We start from the raw sequence: 22,127 nt of genomic DNA, 5'->3' as shown, positions 1-22,127 counted from the left end.
CCGTCCGAGGTTCGTCATGCGTATCGACAACGGGATCTTCTCGGCACTGCTCGTCGCCTTCGGGCTGTTTCTCGCAAGCGCGGCGGCGGCGGAGGAAACGCCGGCGACAGGCTTCGCCGGTGACTGCAGCAAGACCAAGTTCTTCGAGATCTTCGGCTTCACCAGCAAGAACGCCGACGGCCGCACCGTCTTCGTCGCCCGTCACGAGGCGCCCGCCTTCAAGGAGCCGGTCGGAGGGGCGCCGGCGCGCACGGTGCCGTTCTCGACCGGGCTCGCCGTGGTGGAGGTCGACCCGAAGGGCGACAGTCCGAACGGACGCGTCGGGGTGATGTTTCCGCGCGAGGGGGCGGCGCTCTATTGGATGGATCGCGCCGATCTCCTCTGCAACCTCTCGCCGATGCGCGACGGCGCGACCCAGATCGAGCGGAAGGCGCTGATCCGCACCAAGACGGTCCAGCGGCAGAACGAGATCCAGAGCATCACGGCGTTCCGCGAGCCGTCGGCGACCCGCTTCGCCGCCGACGACCGCCATCTGACCCGGCTCGCGACCTATCTGATCTACGGTGAGTCGCCCCAGGCCTATCTCGTCGCCGACAAGTTCACCCTCGCCAGCGAGAGCGACCGGCTGGTCGGCTGGATCAAGAAGGACGAGGCGATCAACTGGAACTGGGCGATCGGCCTGCGGCCGCCGCACGACATCAAGAACCCCGACGGCAGCACCGGCCAGATCTGCGGCCACGAGGAACGCGACTTCAGCGGCGCCTGCATTCCGATCCTGGGCGGCCTCTCCTGGTTCACCAGCGCGCTGCGGCTGCCGGTGCTCGAGGTCACGCCCGACGCCTATCGGGTGGTGGTGTCGACCTCCGGCCTGGGCGGCGCCGAGATCGTCGACGGCAAGATCAAGCTGACCAAGGCGATGCTCGAAAGGCTCAAGGTCGATCCGGCGCAGACGCCCGGGATCAACGAGGAGGGAATCCGCGCCTTCAACAAGGTCGACGTGTTCTTCCTGATCGACGGGACCAAGAGCATGGCCCCCTACATCGACGCCGTGCGCGGCACCGGCACCCAGCCCGGGGTGGTCCAGAACATCCTGACGGCGATCGGCACCCGTTCCAAGGACGTCTCGGTGCGCGCCGGATTCCGCATCTACCGCGACAGCGACGCCAAGGGAAACGACGGCATCGGCGAGGGCGTCGCCCTCTCCGACAGCCGCTGCGACGCCAACACCGAGGAGGCACGGGCCCGCGACCGGCGGCGGTTCGACGAGCGGTTGGCGACGGTCGGCGTCACCACCGACGACCAGGACGACTACGAGGAGAACCTGCTCGGCGGTCTGGAAAAGGCGGCCTACGACATCCGCGGCTGCGCCGATCGCCAGAAGCTGCTCTTCGTGATCGGCGACGCCGGCTACGATCCCTTCGCTCAAGCCGAACGCAAACGCCCCGCCCTCACCCACGATCAGGTCTACGAGGCCCTGTCGGGGATCGACAAGCTCACCGTCTTCTTCATCCGGCCGCCGCACGCCGACACGTCCGCCAGCTCCAACCCGGGTGCCTACGACACCGCCTGGAAGACCTTCCGCACCGACGCGATGGAGATCCTGAGGAAGGTGGCGCAACGCGCCAATGCCGGCGCCGCCGACGCCGTGCGCGTCGACCCGGAGCGCTATTTCATCGACCTCGCCTCGGGCGGGCGGGCGACCCGCGACATGCTCGAGCGCATCACCGCCAGCGTCAAGGAGGTCGCCAATCCCGGCATCATCAACGACGTCCTGATCGATCTGCGCGGCGGCGCCCCGATCGAGAAGATCATCGAGCGGCTGCGCAACGAGAACAACGACGTCCCCGTGCTGTTCTGGAACATGCTGCGGCGCACCGCCTGCGCGGATTCGCCGGAGACCTGCAAACAGGCGATCTACGAGGGCGTGTTCGAGGTCCATGTGAAGCGCAACCAGCCGCACGTGCTGGAGGCGTGGCTGCTCGCCGACCAGCTGGCGCGATGGGCGAGCCTGACCAAGCCGATCGTCGACAGCGCCGACACGTCGCTGCCGGAACAGCGGCGCGCCTTCGGCAATCTGGTGCAACAGTCGCTGCAGTCGACGCTGCGGATGCCGTCGCCGGAGAACCTCAATCAACAGATCGGCGAGTTCGTGCAGCGGGCCGGCCGTCTGCCGGGGCCGATCAAGACGCCGCTGATGAACTACACGTTCAAGCAGCTCGAGGAGGCCGGCAGCATGCCGACCTGCGAGGTGGATCGGTTGCGCAACTGGCTGCGCAACAGTTCCTACATGCTCGAGCGCGTCCTCAACAGCGACCGCCTCAGCAACCGCCGCGAGGAGAAGGCGCCCGGCGAGTGCCCCGGCATGACCGAGGCCGGCGCCAAGATCCCGTGGATCCGCACGCCGATCGACGTACTGGTGCAGTGGCCGGACGACAAGAAATACTCCCTGAGCAAGGACGCCGGGATCGGCGAGCGCGTCTATTGGGTTCCCCATGATTATCTGCCCTGACCCCGATCCGGCCGGCGTCGCGATCGGGGCGGCGACCGCCACGCCGACGATCCGCCTCTCGCTCGACGGGCTCCACATCGGCTGGCAGGGCCGCGCGATCGTCGAGCCGGTCTCGCTCGAGCTCGACTTCACGGCCCTCGGGCGGCGCCTGCCGATCCTCGGGCGCACCGGCCTCGGCAAGAGCACCCTGCTCCTGGCGATCGCCGGCCAGAAACCGCCGATCGGGGGCCGCATCCGCTGGAGCTTTCCCGACGGCGACGTCTGCGACCTCGGGCCCGAGGATTGGCGCCGCGCCGACGAGTTGCGGCGGCGCCGGTTCGGCTTCGCCTTCCAGGAGGCGGCCCTGCTGCCCCACCTCACCGTGCTCGAAAATCTGGTGCTGACGCTCGAACTGTCGACGCGCGCCGACCGGCCGGCGAGCCGGGGGGCGCGCGTCGAGCGGGCGATGGAGAAGCTGCGCGAGGTGCTGATCGACGGCGAACGGGTCGAGGCGATCGGCCGGCGTTTCGCCGAGCAGCTCTCCGGCGGACAGAAGCAGCGCGTCGCCCTGTGTCAGGCGATGGCGACCGACCCGGACGTGCTCTTCGCCGACGAACCGACCGGCAATCTCGACCCCCACACCCGGCGGGAGATCGCCGCGGTGATGGACGGTTGGGTGCGGGCCGCGCCCGGCCGGGTGTTCGTCTGGGTCACCCATCACCACGACCGGGAGGAGTTCGAGGGCGCCGAGGTGGCGCTGCTGCTCGATCGGTTCGAGGGCGAGCGGCCGGACGCGCGACTGATCCCGGTGGAGGATCTGCTGCGGCGAAGCGCGGGCGGCCGAGGGCGGGCGGCGGCCGAGGAGGCGCGACGATGAAGCGGCTCGCGGTCGCCCTTCGGCTGGCATCGATCGAATTCCTGCGCGGCGGCGTGATGTTCTGGCGCCCGGCCCCGGCGGGGCGCGACTTCGGCGCGCTGACGGTGCTCTGCGCCGTGCTGATCGGCCTCACCACCCTGGCGACGAGTTCGGGCAGCGCGCTCCAGAGGAACCTGATCCAGGGCATGCTCGGCCATGTCGAGGGCGCGGGCACGCCGATCTGGCTGCTGGTGCATTCGAGCCGGCTCTTTCTCGGCCCCGAGCAATTGGCGGCGTTTCGCAACGGGGGCGGCTTCACCGCCGCGCACCGGCCGCGCGATCCGAACGGCCCCTTGGCGAAGCTCGACTTCCATCCGGTCGTCGAGGTGGAGCCGCTCGATCCCTACGTGCGGCTTCCCTGCGCGACCGCCGGTCCCGAGAGCCCGTGCGCCGCGGCGATCGTGTGGCGCGAACGGATGGGGCCGGGCGATCCGCCGATGGAGCTGCGCGGTTGGGGCATCGACCGCACCAATCCCTTGTGGTTCGCCTCGGGCGGGCCGGCCTCGGGCCGGACGCTCGTCGCCAATGCCGCGACCTTCCGCAAGCGCTTCGACTATGCCGCCTATCGCGCGGGTCTCGCCGGCGGGGTGCCGGCGCCCCTGCTCGAGGCGCTGCCCGAACGGATCGACGACGTCACCGATCTCCACCGGCTGATCCTCTCGGTGCGTCTGCACGGCAATCTCCGCCGTCTCCAGCTCTTCGACGTGACCTGGGTGGAGAGCCTGCCGGGCCTGCAGAAGGTCTCGCTGCTGGTGCCGCTCGACGTGATCGCGCCGGCGAAACTCGTCTACGAGAACGAGAACCTGACCAATCTCGGGCCGGAGGACGTCGACGACGAGGGGGGGTCCGGCGCGGTGTTGCGGCGGATCACGGTCTATGGCGCGACACGGGCCGAGGTGCGCCGGCGCCTCGAGGCCGGCGGCCGCGACGGGCTCGCCGAGGTCGCCGCCTGCCTCGGCCGGCGCAGCTTCGGCTCGAACGGGCCGTTCCGCTGGAGCGAGCGCGGCACCGACCGGGTGCTGGAGCTCGACGGCGAGGTGACCTGGGCGGTGGCGAGGGCGTGTCTGGCGCGATCCGGGCTCGCCCCCGACGCCGGTTTCGACGCGGTTCGGCCGGGGTTCGACTTCGTCGACGCGCCGCTCGCGGTCGCGGGGCGGACGGCGACGGCGCGCTGCGCGGCGGTTCGCCCCTCGCTGCTCGCGCAGGATACGCGCGGCGCCTGCGCCGACGGCGGCGCGGAGGCGGCCTTCACCTTCTCCGCCTTCCCGGACTTCCGGACCGGGATCGTCTTCGTGCCGGATGGGCTCGATCTCGCCGAGGCGATCGACGCGGTGACCGGCCAGACGCTCGGCGGCGAGCCGGTGGTGATCAGTTCGGAGAGCTATCGCGACGCGCTCGGCCGGATCTCCTATGCCCGCGCGGTCATCGCCCATCTCGGCTCGGCGCTGGCGCTCTTCGGTCTCGTCCTCGTCGGCGTGATCCTTCTCCTGCAGATCGCGCCGACGATCGAGCGGCGGCGGAAGAACTACGGCCTGCTGCTCGCGCGCGGCATGAGCCGGCGGGAGGTCACGGCCGGCATCCTCCTGCAGATGGGCCTCGCGGTGATCCTCGGCGCGGTCGTCGCGGCGGCGTTGACCGAGCTGACCAAGGCCGCCTTCGAAGGATGGTTCGCCGGATCGCAGGCGGCGCGGTTGGCGCAGAGCGAACTCGGCCTGCTCCACCCGCGCCTCATCCCCGACGTGAGCCTGATCGGCCGGCTGGCGCATCTCGGCGGGGCGACCGGGCTGGTGCTGATCGCGGCGATCGTCGCCGCCCTCTGGACGATCCGACGTCTGCCGCTGCGCCGCTCGACCGCTCCGATCGATCTCATGGTGACGCAGGCGCGCGTCGCCGAGGAGGCCTCATGACCGAAATCTCCACCTACACGATGATGTGCGCGTTGATCTCCGTCCCGGCCATCGCGGTCGTACCGGAGATGCGCGAGGCGCTCTTCGCCCTGTTCCGCCTGTCCTCGGCGATGATCGGGACGCCCTGGCCATGACCCGCCCCGAGACCGCGCCGGACGCCGCCCCCGTCCCCGACCCTTCCGCCGACGTCGTGGCCGGCGACGCGCGCACCCGGCTCTTCGCGGGCACGATCCGGCGCCTGTTGTCGCCGGTCGGCGAGTTCCTGAGCGATCCGGCGGTCAGCGAGATCATGATCAACGGGCCGAACGAGATCTGGGTCGAACGCCGGGAGACGATCCGTTTCGACGACGGGACGCGCAAGGATCGCGCCGTGCTGCGACGGGTCGAGGGGCGCGCCTTCGCCTCCGTCGACGATCTCGAGGCGGCGGCGCGGGCGATCGCGCAATTCTCCGGCAAGCACCTGTCGCGCGACGAACTCAGCGTCGAGGCGCGTCTCCACGACAAGTCGCGCGTCCACATCCTGATGCCGCCGGCGGCGCGCAACGGTCTGTGCATCGCCATCCGCCGCTTCGGCAAGGCGTCCCAGTCGATCCCGCAGCTGATCGCCAACGGATCGCTGCAACCCGACGTCGCCCTGTTCCTCCGCGTCTGCCTCGGGCTCAAGAAGAACGTCGTGGTCTCCGGCGGCACCAGCACCGGCAAGACCACGATTCTCAACGCGCTTTCGGAATTCATGGACGGCGACGACCGGGTGATCGTGATCGAGGACGTCAACGAACTCGAGATCAAACCGGCCCACACGCTCTATTTCGAGGCGCAGAAGCCGGACGCCTTCGGCCGTGGCGGCATCACCATCCGCGATCTCTTCAAGGCGTCGCTGCGCATGCGGCCCGACCGGATCGTCGTCGGCGAATGTCGCGGCGGCGAGGCGCTCGACATGATCCAGGCGATGACCTCGGGCCATTCCGGCAGCATGACCACGCTCCATGCCGACACCCCGCTCGACGCGCTCAATCGTCTGGAGACGATGGCGCTGATGAGCGGGCTCGAGCTGCCGCAGCGGGCGCTGCGCGCGCAGATCTGCTCCGCCGTCGACGTGATCGTCCAGCTGCAGCGGATCGGCGGACGGCGCGCCGTGGTCGAGGTGGCGGAGGTCGGCGATCTCGGTGCGAGCGGCCATTACGAGCTGCATTCGATCTTCGAGAGGACCGACGCCGTCTACGACCTCGACGGCGATGCGGCCTTCACGCGGCCGACCGGCGCGCGGGTGCGGTTCCACCGCGACGCCGCCGCCTGGGCGCGGGCGCACGGACTGGAGAGGGTCGCCGGGATCGATCCGTTCGACGGGGGGGAGGGGTGAATGACGACGATGGCGGAACGGTTCGGTCGATACCTGTCGCGATTGCGGACGTTCGTCGCGGCGACCCTGATCGCGGGCGCGGCCGCGCCGGCCCTGGCGGCGGCGGTTCCCGACGGCGAGCGGGAGGTGCTGCGCCTCCAGGAGGAGATCGTTCTCGGCCGAGGCGAGGGGAAGGCGGTGGAGACGGCCGTCTCCCTGACCGCCCACACCCGGCGCGATCGCGGCATCGAGGGGGTGGAGCACCGCGCCCGAGTCTTCTCGCTGGCGTTCCGCTCGTCGAGCCTCGGCTCGATCGAGACCCATCGCGGCGCGACCGGCGAGCCCGACGCGATCGCCCGCATGCTGGCGACGGGCGCGCTCGAGGTGGTGCGCCCGCGCGATTTTCCGATCGCGCTCGAGGACTTCAACCGCATCCTGACCGAACGCAACCCGACGCCGCTCTCGGCACCGTCCGAATGGCGCGACACGATCGCCGCCGCGAACGTCGGTGGGGCGGCGGCGATGACGATCGGGTTCCGGGTGATGCCGTTCGAGGACGGCGGACGGGCGCTCGCCCTGGTCGCCTTCGAGAGCGGCCCGGTCGACCAGACCTTCGGCGCGGCGCGCGTCACGACCCGGCTCGAGGGCATCGCGGTTCTGTCGCAGGACTATCGCACCACGCATCTGATGGCGACGCGCCACTCCGGCACCGTCGACCGGGGCGACGGCCGGGGCGCCGAGCCCTTCACCGTCGCCCGGGTGCTGACGCGGATCGACCCGAAGACCGAGGTCGCCGATCTCGACCCGGACCGGCTGCCGCAGGCGGCGACGTTCCGCGCGCTCGTCGATCTCGCCCCGTTCCGGCCGACGAGCGCGGCGCCGCCGCCACTCGGGCCCCCGGACCGGACCTTCGCGCTGTTGCGGACGTCGACGGCGGCGGTGGAACTCGCCGTCGACGTCCATGCCGAGCGGCGCGCCAACATTCTGCCGATCGTGATGATCGCCGTCGTCATCTCTCGGATCGACACCGTCGATTCGGTCACGGCCAACCTGGTCCGCGTGATCGGCACGGCGACCGGCAACGAGGCGATGGCGCACTATCCCGGGACCATGAATTGGGCGCTGGCACAGGTCGGATCCGCCCTCGGGCATCTCCCGGGCGTATCGGGCGACGCGGCGACGCGGGTGCTGCAGAAGACGTGGGAAGGGGTGACCATCGTCTCGGCCGCCGTCTCGACCGTCGCCGATCCGACGGCGATGGCCGCCACGGTGGCGACCGGCGGGGGGCGGCTCGCGAAGATCGGAAAGGTCGTCGAGACCTTTCTCGAGAAGAACGAAGAGGCCGTCGCCATCGGCATCCAGGTCGTGTCGATGGCCGACGGCTGCATCACGACCGTGCGCGAGGCGCGCGAGGGACAGACCTGGAAAGCCGCCGACACCGGGATCGAGGCCTGTGCCGACGTGATCGGAAATGCCGAATTGTGGGGTAAGATCAAGAAGTTCAAGAACCTCGAGCGGGCCGCCGAGGCCGTCGGCATCCTCTCGGACACGGTTCACTTCTTCCTCGACGGCGAGGACGCGGACGAGGTGACGGATCTGCCGAAGACCGAAACCTCCGGCGCGCCGTCGGCCGGCGGCATGGGCGCGGGCGCGAGCGCCGCGAGCCCGTCGGCCGAGGTGATCGCCGCTCAGGCGACCGCGAGCCGGGCACCGGGGGCGGGCGGCGACGCGAGCACGGGGGCGACGAGCGGAACCACGGGCACGTCGCCCGCGAAGGCCACCGAGCGGCCGCGCATGCCGGTGATCCGCTGGCCGCCGAACTGATCCGCCGGCCGAGGCCGCCCGCGCCTCAATGCCGGCGGCGCTGCGCTCTTCGCCGCTCGGTCGCGACCGGGGGCGAGGTCGTGTCCGTCATGGCGGCGTAATTGCCGATCGGCAGCGGGCGGCCGATCAGGAACCCTTGAATCTCGCCGCAGTCCTCCCGCTCGAGGAAGGCTCTCTGCTCCTCGTTCTCGACGCCCTCGGCGATCACGGGAAGATCGAGACCGCGACACAGGCCGATCACCGCCCGGATGATCGCCGTCGACTGCTCGTTGCGGCCGATGCTGGCGATGAAGCTGCGGTCGATCTTGATCTTGTCGAAGGGGAAGGACTGCAGATAGGACAGCGACGAATAGCCGGTACCGAAATCGTCCATCGCGATCTTGATGCCCATCGCCTTGAGGCGGCGCAGAAGCCCGACCACCCGGGAGAAGTCGCCGATCAGGACGCTCTCGGTGATCTCGAGTTCCAACCGGCCCGGTGAGAGGCCGGTCTCGAGCAGGATGGTCTGGACCAGGAGTGGCAGATCGCCGTGGCGGAACTGGACCGGAGAGAGATTGACCGAGACCTCCAGCGGCCGCTCCCACGAGGCGGCGACGCGGCACGCCTCGCGCAGCACCCATTCCGAGATCTCGACGATGAGGTTGCTCTCCTCGGCGAGCGGAATGAAGACGGCCGGCGGCACCGAGCCCCGGGTGGGGTGGTTCCAGCGCAACAAGGCCTCGAAACCGAAGATCTCGCCGTCGATCCGCGCCTGCGGCTGGAAGTGCAGGGACAACTCGTCGCGCCGCAGCGCCGTCGCGAGGTCGTTCTGCAGGCTGCGCCGATCGCGCAGGCGGCGATCCATCTCCGGTTCGAAGAAACGGACGGTGTCGCGGCCCTCGGCCTTCGAACGGTAGAGCGCAGCGTCGGCATTGGCGAGCAGGGTCTGGTGATCGCGCCCGTCGGTGGGATAGACGGCGATGCCGATGCTCATCCCTGAGCGCAGGCGATGGCCGTCGAGGACGAATTCCTCGGCCATCGTCGCCTTGAGGCGCGCGCCGAGCGTCTCCGAGGCCGCCGGCTGCCTGGTGTCGGGACACAGCAGCATGAACTCGTCGCCGCCGAGGCGGGCGACGAGCGAGCCCTCCGCCGCCGCCTCGAGGCGGCGGGCGACCTCGCGCAGCAGAAGATCGCCGACCGGGTGGCCGTAGAGATCGTTGACGGTCTTGAAGCGATCGAGATCGACGCTGAGGACGGAGAAGGCCGAGGCTGTCTTCTCGCAGTCGGCGAGATGCTCGCCGAGGCGCTGCATGAAGGCCGCCCGGTTGGGCAGGCCGGTCAGGGCGTCGTGATGGGCGAGGAAGGTGATCTTCTCCTCGGCGCGCCGCTTCTCGGTGATGTCCTCGGCGACGCCGAGGAGATATTGCGGCCGTCCGTTCTCGTCGCAGATCGCCATCCGATTGACCGACAGCATCCGCCGTCCGCCATGCGCCGTCTCGATCACCTCGAGGCTGGTGATCTCGCGGCGATCGCCTTCGAGCACCTCCGCCTCCCGGGCGAACGCCAATGCGGCTTCCTCCTCGTCGAACAGATCCGCGGCGGTTCGGCCGAGGACCTCGTCCCGCGACCGGCCGAAGAGCAGCTCGCCGGCGCGATTGAGCAGCACGTAGCGCCGCTCCTCGGGGTCCTTCACGAAGAGTGTCACGGGAATGGTCTCGACGATCGCGTGGAGGAACGCCCGCGTCTCCTCGAGGTCCTCGACCGCCTTCTTGCGCTCGGTCACGTCGATGGCGGCGACGAGGACGGCACAGCGCCCGTCGTGGGTCATGGGTTCGGGGAAGATGTCGACGACGATGAGCGTGCCGTCGGCCTGGCGATGGTGCCACAGGCGCGTCTCGGGCCCGTGGTCGTGACTGATGTCCTGCGTCGTGGCGACGGTCTCGAGCATCGCCTCGACTTCGTCCTCGACCACCAGATCGTGGACCGTCAGGCCGAGGAACCGTTCGCGGCCGTAACCGTAGTGGGAGGCCGCGCGATCGTTGACGGAGACGATCCTCAGGCTCTCCGCGTCGTAGACGAACATCGGGACGGGATTGCTCTCGTAGAGGAGGCGGAAGGAGGCCTCGCGCTGCTTCAGTTCGGTGATGTCGACGCGGATGCCGATACTGCCGCCGTCGCTGGTGCGACATTCCTCGATGCGGAGCCAGCGCCCGTCGCCGAGGGACTGCTCCTCCACGTTCGACGGGGCGGCGTGGCGCTCGAGGCGCTCGCGGAGCCAATCCTCCTCGCGACCGACGATCTCCTCGAAGGCGTGAGTGTCGACGACGTGACGCAGGGCGTCGACGTAGCGCACGCCGACGGCGAGGTGATCGCCGAGTTCGGGATACAATTCGGCATAGCGCCGATTCCAGAAGACGAATCGATCCTGCTCGTCGAAGAGCACCACACCTTCCTCGACCGCGTCGAAGGCGGCGCTCAGCCGGGTCCGCAGCCGGTTCATCTCCTCGGCCATCGCGGCGATCTCGCCCCGCGCCCGCCGACGCTCGGCGTCCGCCTCGTCGTAGGCCGTGCCGATCCGGTCGCCGAGGGCGGCGAGATCGATCGTTCCGTCGGGACGGCGGGCTTCGGCGAGTTGACGGGCAAAGAGCTCATGCATGTCGCGTCCCCACCTCCGCTCGGGAGGCGACGGGACCCGGCCGAGCCGGCCGACCCTTCCGCCACGTCAGACCAATCGCGAACATTCGCCACGACCTCGTCTCGAAACGGTCCGTCATGGACGTCTCGTCTCGAGCATTCTCGTCACGAAAACATTGCCGTCGTCTTAAAACCTCACGCAGCCCTCGACACGATCCGAGCCGAATACTCTCGGTATCCGCATTTCACGCAAAGGGAAGGTGCCGCGTCGACGTCTTCTCGCGAGCATGGCGGCGGGCCGGACGGCGAGGTCTTCGTCACGACTTCTCGCAACTGCGAAGAGACGGCCGTTCGACTTCCCCGCGACGCGACACGAACCGTCGATGCGACGATCGGAGATCGTCGCCGGCGACGGGACGAAAGACGGAAGGATGATGGAAGAAGAAGGGAGGTGGCGCGCCCGAAGAGATTCGAACTCCTGACCCTCAGATTCGTAGTCTGATGCTCTATCCAGCTGAGCTACGGGCGCCTGCCTCGATGCGAAGGGCGTGCCCCCCGCGTCGGAGGCGTTCTCTAAACGGTTCCGCCGATGCTTGCAAGCACTCAGGCGCCGATCATGACGGATTTTTCCCCAGCCCTGATTTCGGCGTCCCGCGACGGCGGCGCGCCGGAGGCGCCGGCGGGCCGACGTCCGCCTCCGGCGCGCAGGAGATCGGCGGTGAGCGGCCTCGCGCCGATCGGAGGGCCGTGTATAAGGGAGAACGCCGATGGGATCGCTCCCATCCGGCGTCTCGTCGTCCACACGCGGATCCTCGCCGGGGCCGGTTTCACGACCGGGGCGCGGGGGAGCCGTCGCGATCGGCGCTCCGCCGTTCGATCACCTCTCTCCCCTCCGCTCCCGCTCGTCGCCACGCCCCACGAGGTCCCGTGTCCGTCCTCCTCGGTCCCGCCTACAAGGTCGCCTCGACCCTCGCCTTCGCCGGAATGCTGGTGGGGGTGAAGATGCTCGCCCAGCGGGTTCCCTCCGGCGAGGTGGTGTTCTTCCGCTCCGCCTTCGCCCTGCTGCCGGTGATCGCCATGGTCGCCTGGCAGGGACAGTTGCGCGAGGGGCTGAAGACGTCGCGGCCCGGCGGCCATCTGATCCGTTCGGTGGTCGGGGTGACGGCGATGGTCCTGTGGTTCTCCGGCGTGCAGCGGGTGTCGCTCGCCGATTCGCTCGCCATCACCTATGCCGCGCCGCTCCTCACCGTGGCCCTCGCGGCGCTTCTCCTCGGCGAGACGGTCCGGGCCCATCGCTGGACGGCGGTCGGAATCGGTTTCGTCGGCGTGCTGATCGTGCTGTCGCCGCATCTCGGCGATCTCGGCCATCTCACCGAGGGCGGGGCGGCGACCGGCGCGCTGATGTGTTTCGCCTCGGCCTTCTTCATGGCCTTCGCCCAGATCCAGGTGCGCAACCTCACCTCGACCGAGAAGACCGGCGCGATCGTCGTCTATTTCTCGATCGGCAGCGCGCTGGTGGCGCTGCTCTCGGCGCCGTGGTGGGTGATCCCCGACGCCCACGACCTCGCCCTCCTGGTCCTCACCGGCATCTTCGGCGGGGTCGGCCAGATCTTCCTGACGCTGAGCTATCGCCACGCCGACGCCTCGGTGGTGGCGCCGCTCGAATATACGTCGATGCTGTGGGCGGTGGTGACCGGCTTCTGGTTCTTCGGGGAATGGCCGAGCACGAGCGTTCTGATCGGCTCCACCGTGATCATCGGCTCCGGCGTCGCCATCGTCTGGCGCGAGCGCGCGCTCGGGCTGCGGCGCCCGCCGGTCTGAGCCGGCACCCTCCGCCGATCACTCGAGCCGCACCTCGACACTCGCCGAAGCGCCGGTCGCGTCGATCACCGACAGGCGGGAGAAGCCGCGTCCGGTCGGCCACCACAGGCTCTGACGGCGACCGTCGGCGCGAGCGACCGGGCGGCCGTCGACCAGCCAGGTGAGCGGGGGAATGCCGCCGTGCGCCTCGAGCGCCACCGGCTCGGGGTCGGCGACGCCCTCGGTCAGGCCGAGGTCGAGCCGGGCACCGTCGGGCGGAAAGGTGATCTCGAGGCGCGGACGGGCGGCGGCGGCGAGCGTCTTCGGCACGTCGCGGCGCAGATGGCGCAAGGGCGGCGGCAGCGACGCGGAGGTCGCGCGCAAGACGCCGTGCGGCGTCGGGATCCCCTCCGGCTCGACGCCGAGGCGCTGCCAGGCCTCGAACAACAGGGGCGCCGCGACCAACCGGCCGATCAGCCCCGACACCGGGCGCCCGTCGGGACGGCCGACCCAGACGCCGACCGCGAAACGGCGGTCGAAGCCCAGCGCCCAGGCGTCGCGATAGCCCCAGGAGGTGCCGGTCTTGAAGGCCAGCCGGCCCTGCAGGGCATTGGGCGGTGGCGGCGCTCCGCGCAGGATGTCGGCGACGTACCATGCCGCGACCGGGTCGGTCAGACGCCGCCGCACGGGCGAGAAGCGGCGATCCTCGAGCCGGCGGACGACGGGAACCGTGGTGCCGCCGCGCGCGAGACCGGCATAGAGCCGGGTCAGATCCTCGAGCCGGATGCCGAGGCCGCCGAGGCCGACGGCGAGGCCGGTCGGCGCGCCCTTGGCGAGGACGAGATCGGCGCCGGCGGTCGCCAGCCGCGAGATCAGCGCCTGCGGGCCGATCGCCTCGAGCAGCTGCACCGCCGGCATGTTGAGCGACTGTTGCAGGGCGTGGCGGGCGGTGACGGTGCCCATGTAGCCCTGATCGAAATTCTCCGGCGCCCAGGCGCCCCAGCGGGCCGGGCGATCCTCCAGCACCGTCTCGGGATGGGCGACGCCGTCCTCGAAGGCGCGGGCGTAGATGAAGGGCTTCAGCGCCGAGCCGGGCGAGCGCACGGCGCGGGTGAGGTCGACCGAGCCGGCGCGCTCGGCCGAGAAATAGTCGGGGCCGCCGACCGAGGCGAGCAGTTCGCCGGTCGCCACGTCGAGGACGACGATCGCCGCCGACTGTTCCCTCGGCCAGGTCTCGGCGCGCTCGCGCAAGAGCCGCTCGAGGCCGGTCTGGAGCGTGCCGTCGACGGTGGTCCGGATCACCCGCGCGTCGGGAAATTGCGCGACGAGGTCCTCGGCGAGGTGGGGCGCGAGCGCGGGGAAGGGCTTGCGCGTGGTCGGGATCGGCTCGCGGCGGGCGTGTTCCGCGTCGGCCGGCTTCACCACCCCGGCGGCGACGGCGCGGGCGAGGACCCGGTCGCGGGCACGGGCGGCGGCGGCGGGGAAGCGGTCGGGACGGCGCGTCTCCGGCGACTGCGGCAGCGCGACGAGCAGCGCCTGTTCGGCGAGGGAGAGGCGCTTCGGCTCCTTGCCGAAATAAGCGAGAGAAGCGGCGCGCAGACCCTCGATGTTGCCGCCGTAGGGGGCGAGCGCCAGATAGAGCTCGAGGATTCCGCGCTTGTCGAGCCGGCGTTCGAGATCGAGGGCGCGCAGGGTCTGGGTGGTCTTGGCGGCGAGATCGCGGGTGTCGCGCGGCTCGAGCAGGCGCGCCACCTGCATCGTCAGCGTCGAGGCGCCCGAGACGATCCGGCCGCGCACGACGGCTTGAGCGGCGGCGCGGGCGACGGCGCGCGGGTCGATGCCGCCGTGCTCGTAGTAGCGGCGGTCCTCGTAGGCCATCAGCAGGGCGAGGAAGCGCGGATCGACCTCGTCGACGCCGACCGGCAGGCGCCAGCGGCCGTCCTCGGTGAGGAACGGGCGCAAGAGCCGGCCCTCGCGGTCGAGGACCACGGTGGAGCGGACCTCGGCGAGGTGGGGATCGAGCGGCGGCAGGCGATCGAGGGCGCCCCTGAGCGCGCCGAGGCTCCAGCCGACGACCGCCAGGGCGGTCGCCGCGCCGAAGAGGACGGCGAGCACGCGCCGCTCGGGCCGCGAACGGCCGCGCGCCTCACCCTCGGCCTCGCGGCGCGGGTCGGCCCCGCGCCTCGCCTCCTCCGTCATCGCGACCTTTCCCTTCGACGACGATCACCCTCGACGACGGGCCCCGAGGGGCACCCCCGAGCGGGGGCCCCTCGCGGACCTCACTTTCTCGGCGCCACGTCGATGGTGCCGAAGGCGGTACGGCCGAAGCGCTCGGGCCGGTACATGTCCTCCACCGTCGCCGGCGGCAGCACGTAGCGGCCCGGCGTGACGACGCGCACCGCATAGGCGACCTCGAAGGTCGCCCGCTGGTCGGGCGAACGATCGAAGGCGGCGACGAAGCGGTCGTCGCGGAACTCGGTCGTCTTCGCCTCGGGGGCCTCCGCCAGCCAGGCGAAGGCTTCCGTGTCGCCACCGGCCACCAGCTTCGGATCGGCGATCTCGAAACCGGCCGGCAGACGGTCGGTGACGACGATGCGCGCGGTCTCGGCCTTGGGCTCGACGATCTTCAGGACCACGACGAGACGGTCGGTCTGGCGGATCTTGGCGAGATCCGCCTTCTTGCCGTCGGGCGTGTAGAAGGTGCGGGTGACGGCATAGCCGCTGTCGGCGGCGCCCTCCTGCACCATCGGGTGACCCGAGGTGGTGACGACGGCGCGGGTCGGAACGGCGGCCTCGCCGGTGGTGGCGGCGGTGAGCTTGAAGCTCTTGGTCGCCAGTTCGTCGGCGCGGAAGGTGCGGAAGAACGGTCCCGTCGCCTTCTGCGTCGTCGATCCGTCGGCGACCGTCACCTCCTGGCCCTTGGCCTGATCGGCGACCGCCGAGGCGGCGAGCACCGACCATGCCTGTTCCTGGGTCGAGGTGCCGGGACGGACGTCGCGCAGACGCTCGATCGCCGCGGCGACCTCGGCCCATTGCGCCGGCGGACGCTTCGCCTCCGCCATCAGCGCGAGGGTGAGGGCGGCGTCGCGCAGGCCCGAGCCGTAGTCGGCGCGCCAGACGCGGGCACCCTCGCCGGCCCCGAGCCGGGCCACCGCCGCCTGGAAGATCGGCTCCGCCCGGCCGGTGTCGCCGAGAAGGGCGAGGCCGGCGGCGAGCTGCGAGCGCGCCGAGGCGGTGGCGAAGAGGTCGAGCTTCTGGTCGGAGAGGTAGCGCAGATCGCTCATCACCGGCCGGCCGTTGCGGGCCAGCACATAGAGCGCATAGGCGAGGTCGGGACCTTCCTTCTCGGTCGGTTCGGTGGTCGAGGAGACGTAATTCCGGAGCCGGTCGAGGGCGAGGTCGAAGGCCTTCTGCGGCACGGCGCGGCCGGCCTCGCGGGCGCGGGTCAGGAAGTCGGTCACATAGGCGTCGAGCCAGACGTCGTCGTCGCTCGACGAGGCACTCCAGAGACCGAAGCCGCCGGTCGAATTCTGCCGCGACAGAAGACGATCGATGGCGCCGTCGACGCGGCCGCGCGCCTCGTCGTCGAGCCCGAGCGCCGTGTCCGTCGCCAGCTTGTCGACGTAGAGGAGCGGCAGGGCGCGGCTGACCAGCTGTTCGGAACAGCCGTAGGGGTAGCGATCGAGCGCCTGGAGGAGACCGGGCACGTCGAGCGCCGACCACGGCGTGATCGCCACCGCGACGCTGCCGGTGCCCGGCAGATAATCGGCGGTCAGGGCCTGCGAGATCTCGACCGATCCGCCGGCGGCGAGCGGCTTCACGCTGCGGCGATAGACCTCGGTGGTCGGCGGCTGGACCGGGAAGGTCATCGTCTGGGTGGCGTCGATGCCGGGGCCGGTGAGGCGGAGCGCGACGGAGGCCGGGCCGAGACCGGCCGCCGTCACCGGCACGGTGAAGGCGGCGCGGCCCTTCTCGGCCAGTTTCACCTTGGTGGAGAGCGCGTCGACCGGAACGATCAGCGAGCCGCGCAGGTCCAGCTCGACCTTGTAGTCGCCGGCCGGACCTTCGACGTTGTCGAGGGCGAAGTGGAGTTGCGAGCGGTCGCCGAGCGCCAGGAAGCGCGGGGCGGTCGGCTGGATCACCACCGCGTCGCGGACCACCACCTCGCGGTCGGCATGGCCGGCCTTGTCGGCGGTCCAGGCCATCGCCATGACGCGGACGGCGCCGTTGAAGGCGGGCACGTCGAATTCCACCACGACCTTGCCATCGGCGTCGGTCTCGACGATGCCGGAGTAGCGCGCGAAGGGGGCCTCGCGCGGCGGGGCGGTGAGATCGCCGGCGCCGCCGTCGCCACCGGCGCGGATCTCGCCGCGGGTGCCCTGCATGCCGTCGATCAGGTAGCCGTAGAGATCGCGCATGTCGACCGGCAGCTGCTTCTGGCCGAAGAACCAGCCGTCGGGGTTCGGGGTCGCGAAGTGGGTCAGGTTGAGGATGCCGACGTCGACGGCGGCGACCACCACATGGGCGGGCTTGCCTTCGGCCCCGGTGACGGTCAGGGGAATGCGCAGCTTGCCGCGCGGGCGGATCATTGCCTCCGTCGCGACCTCGATGCCGAGCACGTGGGCCTCCGGCGCGACCGCGAACCACGCCACGCCGACGGCACGGCCGGGCTGGCGGCGGGCCTTGACGTCCATCGGGCGATGGGCGACGGCGATCACATGGGCGCCGGCGCCCCAGGCGGCATCGACCGGGAAGGTCACGGTGGCGCCGGCCGGATCGGCCTTCACCACCTTCATCGCCTCGACCTTGTCGGTCACCACCGCGACGGTGACGGTGCCGGCGAAGCGCGGCTTCAGATGGGCCGAGAGGGTCTCGCCCGCCCCGTAGGCGGTCTTGTCGAGGGCGACGTCGAGCACGTCGGGACTGTCGGCCTTGTCGGAGGCGGCCCAGCCGACCGAGAAGCCGATCGAGGTGTGGGTGCCGTCGGCCCCGCGCAGTTCGAGGCGGTAGGAGCCCCAATCGACCGGCACGGCGAGGCGGGCCGGATCGCCGGTGCCGAGGTCGATCGAACCGTCGGCGACGCGGCGATGGGTCTTGATGATCTGGCTCGACCAGCGACCCTCGCTGTTGAACCATTGCCAGCGGCGTTCCTCCGCCTGGAGCTCCCACTTCAGGCCCTTCGTCTCGCGGCGGGTGCCGTCGGGGAGCGCCGAAACCAGATCGAACTCGGCCCGGGACCCGGCGGCGAGCGCGCCGGGGGCGAAGCGCGGCTTGACGCCGATCACCGGACCGGCGGGCAGGATCGGGATGGTGACGACGCGCTCGACGGCGCGGCCACCGGCCTCCGCCACGGCCACGTCGATCTTGGCCTGGATCGGCCGGGTGACGGTGGTCGGCGGGATCGGCACGGTGATCGAGGCGAGGCCCTTCTCGTCGGTGGAGCCGAGGTTCTCGAGTTCCTGGGTGACCGTCTCGAAGCTCTCGTCATCGAGGCCGACCGTGTAACCGGAAAGGCCGGGCACGGTCGCGGTCGGGGCGAGTTCGACGGCGACGTCGCCGCGCAGCTCGAGATCGGCGCCGGGGGCCCCGTAGAGATGATCCGCGCGCACCTCGACCCTGGCCGGCTCGCCGGCGGCGAGCGCGGGCTTCGACGGCTTCAGCGCCACGTCGATGCGTTCGGGGACGTAATCGGCGACGAGGAAAGTGGTCTCGCCGATCGGCGGGCGCTTCGGATCGGCGAAGACGCGGATGCGCCAGGTGCCGGTCTGGAGGCCGGTGAGCAGCGGCAGCGACCAGGCGCGGCCGCCGTCGCCCTGGTCGGCGACCGCGACGCGGCGATATTCGACGCCGTCGGGGCGCTGGACGACGAGGGTCAGCGGCAGGTTCGCCACCGCCTTGCCGCGGGTGTCGCGCAGGAGCGTGGTGACGTTCACGGTCTCGCCGGTACGATAGACGCCGCGCTCGGTCGAGACGAAGGCGTCGAGCCCCTTGGGCGGGAGGCGTCCGGCGACGCCGCGATCGGTCAGATCGAAGGGTTCGCGGGCGAGATCGAGGAAGCCGTAGTCGCCCTTGCCGTCCTCGGCCACGACGAGGCCGGGCGCGAGGCCGCCGACACCGCGCGCCAGACCGGCGTCGAAATTCGCGCGGCCGTCGGCGTCGGTGGTGGCGGTCGCGAGCACGTCGTTGTTCTTGGCGACGAGACGGATCGCGAGGCCGGCGACAGGCTCGGCGGTGCCGAGCGAGCGGGCGAGCACGACGAGACCCTCGTCGCCGGAAAAGGCGGTGAGGCCGAGATCGGAGACGACGAACCACTGGGTCGCCCGGTTCTCCCAGGCCTCCGCCTCGTCGCCCTCCGAATCGGTCGCCTTCGGGCCGGGCAGCTTCGCGGTCATCACGTAGACGCCCGGCTCCATCGTGCCGACGGCCTGGGTGACCGGGAAGGCGGTGACGGTGTCCTTGTTGAGCTCGGACTTGACCGCGAGCGAGCCGGTCCACACCAGCCGGCCCTTCTCCTCGGTCAACTTGCGGGTCTGATAGCCGTCGAGCGACCCGAGGAAGGTCTCCTCGCGCACGGTCGCGCCGAGCGAGCGATCGCCGATGCGATGGACCGCGACCTGGACCGAGGGCGTGTTGACGGTGACGACCGGCAGGCCCTCCTGGCCGGTCGAGGGCAGGACGTAGTTGCGGCCGGTGAAGCGGACCTGAGGCGAGCGATCGCGGACGTAGATGTCGTAGTCGATCGCCGTCGGCAGATCCTCGCCGACGGTCGAGGGCAGGCCGGCGCGCAGAACGATGCCGTAGCGCTTGCCGTGCTCGAGGCCGTCGACGCAGAGCTGGCGGGTCTCCACCGAGATCGCCGGCGCGGCGAGGCCGGAGACGGCGACGAAGGGCGTGTAGTCGACCTTGCCGCCGGTCTTCAGATCCTCGGTGAAGGTGAAGCAGGCGCGCGGCGAGGCGGCGTCGTTGTCGACCTTGTACTCGTCGACCTTGAAGCCGAACTCCGGCCGCAGCCGGTCGTAGAGGGCGACCGCCTCGGGCACCTGGGCGATCTTCACCGCCGCGCGGATCACGCCGATGGCGATGCGGGGATCCTCGGAGGAGACGTAGGTCTCGGCGAGGGTGGTCAGCGCGACCGCCTCCTCGCGCGGCGAGGGCGCCAGACGATAGGCCTGATAGGCGGCGGCGTGGGCGTCGCGGCGGGTGTTGAACCGGACCTGCCAATCGGCCGGCTTCAGGGCGGAGAGCGCGACCGCGTAGCGGTTCCAGGCGAGCCAGTCCTTCGGGGTGACGACCACCTGCCGGCCGACGACCGCCTCGAGGGCGACGAAGTTGCGGGCGGCGAAGGCGGCGTCGGCCTCGCGCTTCAATTGCGCGGCGTCGCCGGGACGGACGGGACGGGACTTCAGCGTCGCCTCGAGGCGGATCGCGTCGCTCGCCAGTTCCTCGCGAGTGAAACTCTTCTCCGCCGCGGCCGGCAGGGTCGCGAAGACCAGAACGCTCGCGGTGATCAGTGCACGCAGGACGCCTCGCATGTCGTCTCCTCCCGGCCCGCCTGCGACGCCGCGTCGCGACGGACTTCCCAGCCGTTGAGATCGCCGTCGAGAACACCGAGACGATCCGGACACGCGGCGATGATAACACCGTCGCGCGCCGAGAGGACGTCTGAAACCACGACGGTGGGATTACGATGGTCGCAATCTCACGAGGACCCTCGACGGACCCTCTCGGCTCTGAGAAAATCGGACCGAAGCGAAAGTCGAGCGACGAGGCGCGCCATGACGGGACGACACAGGACGGGGCGGTGGGCTCCTCTCGGCGCGGGGCTCGCGCTGTGCCTCGCCGTGGCGACCCCGGTCTGGGCGCAATCGAGCCTCTCCTCGGTCAAGGGCGGCGGCACCTTCGTTCCCGTCGGCGAGCCGGCCGACATCGACGGCGCCCGCGCCGCCTGGGACGCGCGCGACGAGGCGACGCGGCGGCGGATCCAGACCGGGCTGGTGTGGAGCGGCGACTATACCGGCGCCATCGACGGCACCTTCGGCCGCATGACCTTCGAGGCGATCCGCGCCTTCCAGACCCGCCAGAAATTCGCCGCCGACGGCATCCCGACCGAGGAGGCCGAGGCGGTTCTCGCCAACGTCGCCGAGGAGAAGCAGAAGGCGGTCGGCTTCACCCTGGTCGACGACGAGCGGACCGGCGTCCGGATCGGCCTGCCCGTCAAGCTCCTCGGCAAGGCGGCCAAGACCGACGGCGGCACCCGCTGGGTCTCCAAGGACGGCCGCATCGACTACCGTGTCTATGCCGTGCCGGGCCAGGATCTCGTCGGCCTCTACGAGAAGCTGAAGCAGGAGGGACCGGGCCACAAGGTCGGCTACGCGGTGCTCCGCGCCGACTGGTTCGTGATCGCCGACACGGTCGGCACCAAGCGTGGCTACCAGCGTTTCGAGCGAGTCGGCGACGGGGTGCGCGGCTTCATCGTCTATTCCGACCCGGCGGTCGGTCCGACCTTCGACCGGGTGGTGATCGCCTCCGCCGGCACTTTCGAGGCCGAGCCGGGCAAGGCGCCGAGCGCCGAGACCCTGCCCCCGCAAAAGCCGCTCGCCGATGCGGGCGGGCCCCTCACCGAGCCGCAGAAGAAGCCGGCGCCGGCCGAGACGCCGGTCGCCACGGGACCGATCGCGACCGGGCTCCTGGTCGCGCCCGGCCGGGCGGTGGTCGCCGCCGCCGCCGTCGACGGGTGCCGCTCGATCTCCGTCGCCGGCAAGGCGGCGACGGTCGCCGGGCTCGACGACGGCAAGACCGTGGCGCTCCTCTCCTGGGCCGACACGGTCGCGGTCGCCGCCCTGCGCCTCGCCGAGACGCCGCCGAAACCGGGCGAGGCGATCGCGGTGGTCGCCAAGGCGGACGAGGGGGCGGCGGTCTCCTCCGGCGACGTGGTCGATCTCGGCGGGACCACCGGGGTCCGTGCGGCGCTCCAGCGCGGCGGTTTCTCGGCGCCGGTGATCGATTCCGCCGGCCGGCTGATCGGCCTCGTCGGAAAGGCGCCGGACGAGGCGCGGCGCATCGCCGGGGTGATCCCGGCGGCGACCTATCCGGTGATCCCGGCGGCGACGATCGCCGCCTTCGTCGGCAAGGCCGGCGGCGGCATCGAACCGGCGGGATCGGCGACGTCGCTGACCTCGGCCGGCGCGGTCGCGGTTCTCGGCGACCGGGTGGTCGCCGTCGGTTGCGAGAAGTGACGCG

General features: G+C 70.9%; 11 protein-coding genes and 1 tRNA gene. 8 read left to right on the top strand and 4 right to left on the bottom strand.

Annotated features, from left to right (window positions below):
• Positions 1 to 16 precede the first annotated feature (16 nt).
• From J3S89_RS21280 to J3S89_RS21255, 6 genes are read left to right on the top strand one after another with little or no spacing between them, the layout of a single operon-like run.
• Complete coding sequence (locus tag J3S89_RS21280; protein ID WP_217931286.1) at positions 17 to 2,509, top strand: response regulator; 2,493 nt, start codon at positions 17 to 19, stop codon at positions 2,507 to 2,509.
• The gene (locus J3S89_RS21275; protein WP_217931284.1) at positions 2,493 to 3,365 is read left to right on the top strand and encodes an ATP-binding cassette domain-containing protein; all 873 of its coding nucleotides are present in this window, start codon (positions 2,493 to 2,495) and stop codon (positions 3,363 to 3,365) included. The genes J3S89_RS21280 and J3S89_RS21275 overlap by 17 nt, the downstream gene beginning before the upstream one ends.
• Positions 3,362 to 5,311 carry an ABC transporter permease gene (locus tag J3S89_RS21270; protein ID WP_217931282.1) on the top strand — a complete coding sequence of 650 codons (1,950 nt, stop codon included), beginning with the start codon at positions 3,362 to 3,364 and terminating at the stop codon, positions 5,309 to 5,311. The genes J3S89_RS21275 and J3S89_RS21270 overlap by 4 nt, the downstream gene beginning before the upstream one ends.
• Complete coding sequence (locus J3S89_RS21265; protein WP_217931281.1) at positions 5,308 to 5,445, top strand: hypothetical protein; 138 nt, start codon at positions 5,308 to 5,310, stop codon at positions 5,443 to 5,445. Before J3S89_RS21270 ends, J3S89_RS21265 begins: the two co-directional genes overlap by 4 nt.
• The gene (locus J3S89_RS21260; RefSeq protein ID WP_217931279.1) at positions 5,442 to 6,671 is read left to right on the top strand and encodes a TadA family conjugal transfer-associated ATPase; all 1,230 of its coding nucleotides are present in this window, start codon (positions 5,442 to 5,444) and stop codon (positions 6,669 to 6,671) included. The genes J3S89_RS21265 and J3S89_RS21260 overlap by 4 nt, the downstream gene beginning before the upstream one ends.
• On the top strand, positions 6,672 to 8,474 hold the full coding sequence (locus tag J3S89_RS21255; protein WP_217931271.1) for a hypothetical protein: 1,803 nt from the start codon (positions 6,672 to 6,674) through the stop codon (positions 8,472 to 8,474).
• 25 nt (positions 8,475 to 8,499) lie between these two features.
• Here J3S89_RS21255 and J3S89_RS21250 read toward each other — a convergent pair whose 3' ends face one another.
• Together J3S89_RS21250 and J3S89_RS21245 are read right to left on the bottom strand one after the other, a co-directional pair.
• A complete protein-coding gene (locus tag J3S89_RS21250; RefSeq protein ID WP_217931269.1) occupies positions 8,500 to 11,109 on the bottom strand; it encodes a sensor domain-containing protein in 2,610 nt (869 codons plus the stop codon).
• Between the two features lie 430 nt (positions 11,110 to 11,539).
• A tRNA-Arg gene (locus tag J3S89_RS21245) sits at positions 11,540 to 11,616 on the bottom strand.
• A gap of 398 nt (positions 11,617 to 12,014) precedes the next feature.
• Between J3S89_RS21245 and J3S89_RS23435 the strand changes: the two genes are divergently transcribed.
• Positions 12,015 to 12,908, top strand: coding sequence for a DMT family transporter (locus J3S89_RS23435; RefSeq protein WP_217931267.1), 894 nt, complete (start codon positions 12,015 to 12,017; stop codon positions 12,906 to 12,908).
• An 18-nt stretch (positions 12,909 to 12,926) separates the two neighbouring features.
• On the opposite strand, the gene pbpC is transcribed toward J3S89_RS23435, so the two are convergent.
• Complete coding sequence (pbpC, locus tag J3S89_RS21235) at positions 12,927 to 15,086, bottom strand: penicillin-binding protein 1C (protein ID WP_217931265.1); 2,160 nt, start codon at positions 15,084 to 15,086, stop codon at positions 12,927 to 12,929.
• Positions 15,087 to 15,166: 80 nt separating this feature from the next.
• On the bottom strand, positions 15,167 to 20,419 hold the full coding sequence (locus tag J3S89_RS21230; RefSeq protein ID WP_217931264.1) for an alpha-2-macroglobulin family protein: 5,253 nt from the start codon (positions 20,417 to 20,419) through the stop codon (positions 15,167 to 15,169).
• A 243-nt stretch (positions 20,420 to 20,662) separates the two neighbouring features.
• Here J3S89_RS21230 and J3S89_RS21225 point away from each other — a divergent pair, with 243 nt between their 5' ends.
• Complete coding sequence (locus J3S89_RS21225; protein ID WP_217931261.1) at positions 20,663 to 22,123, top strand: peptidoglycan-binding domain-containing protein; 1,461 nt, start codon at positions 20,663 to 20,665, stop codon at positions 22,121 to 22,123.
• Positions 22,124 to 22,127: the final 4 nt, after the last annotated feature.

It is taken from the genome of Pinisolibacter aquiterrae (assembly GCF_019160155.1).
Classification (GTDB): Bacteria; Pseudomonadota; Alphaproteobacteria; order Rhizobiales; family Ancalomicrobiaceae; genus Pinisolibacter; species Pinisolibacter aquiterrae.
The sequence above is the reverse complement of the archived record's forward strand: the minus strand, read 5'-3'. Positions and strand labels throughout refer to the sequence as shown.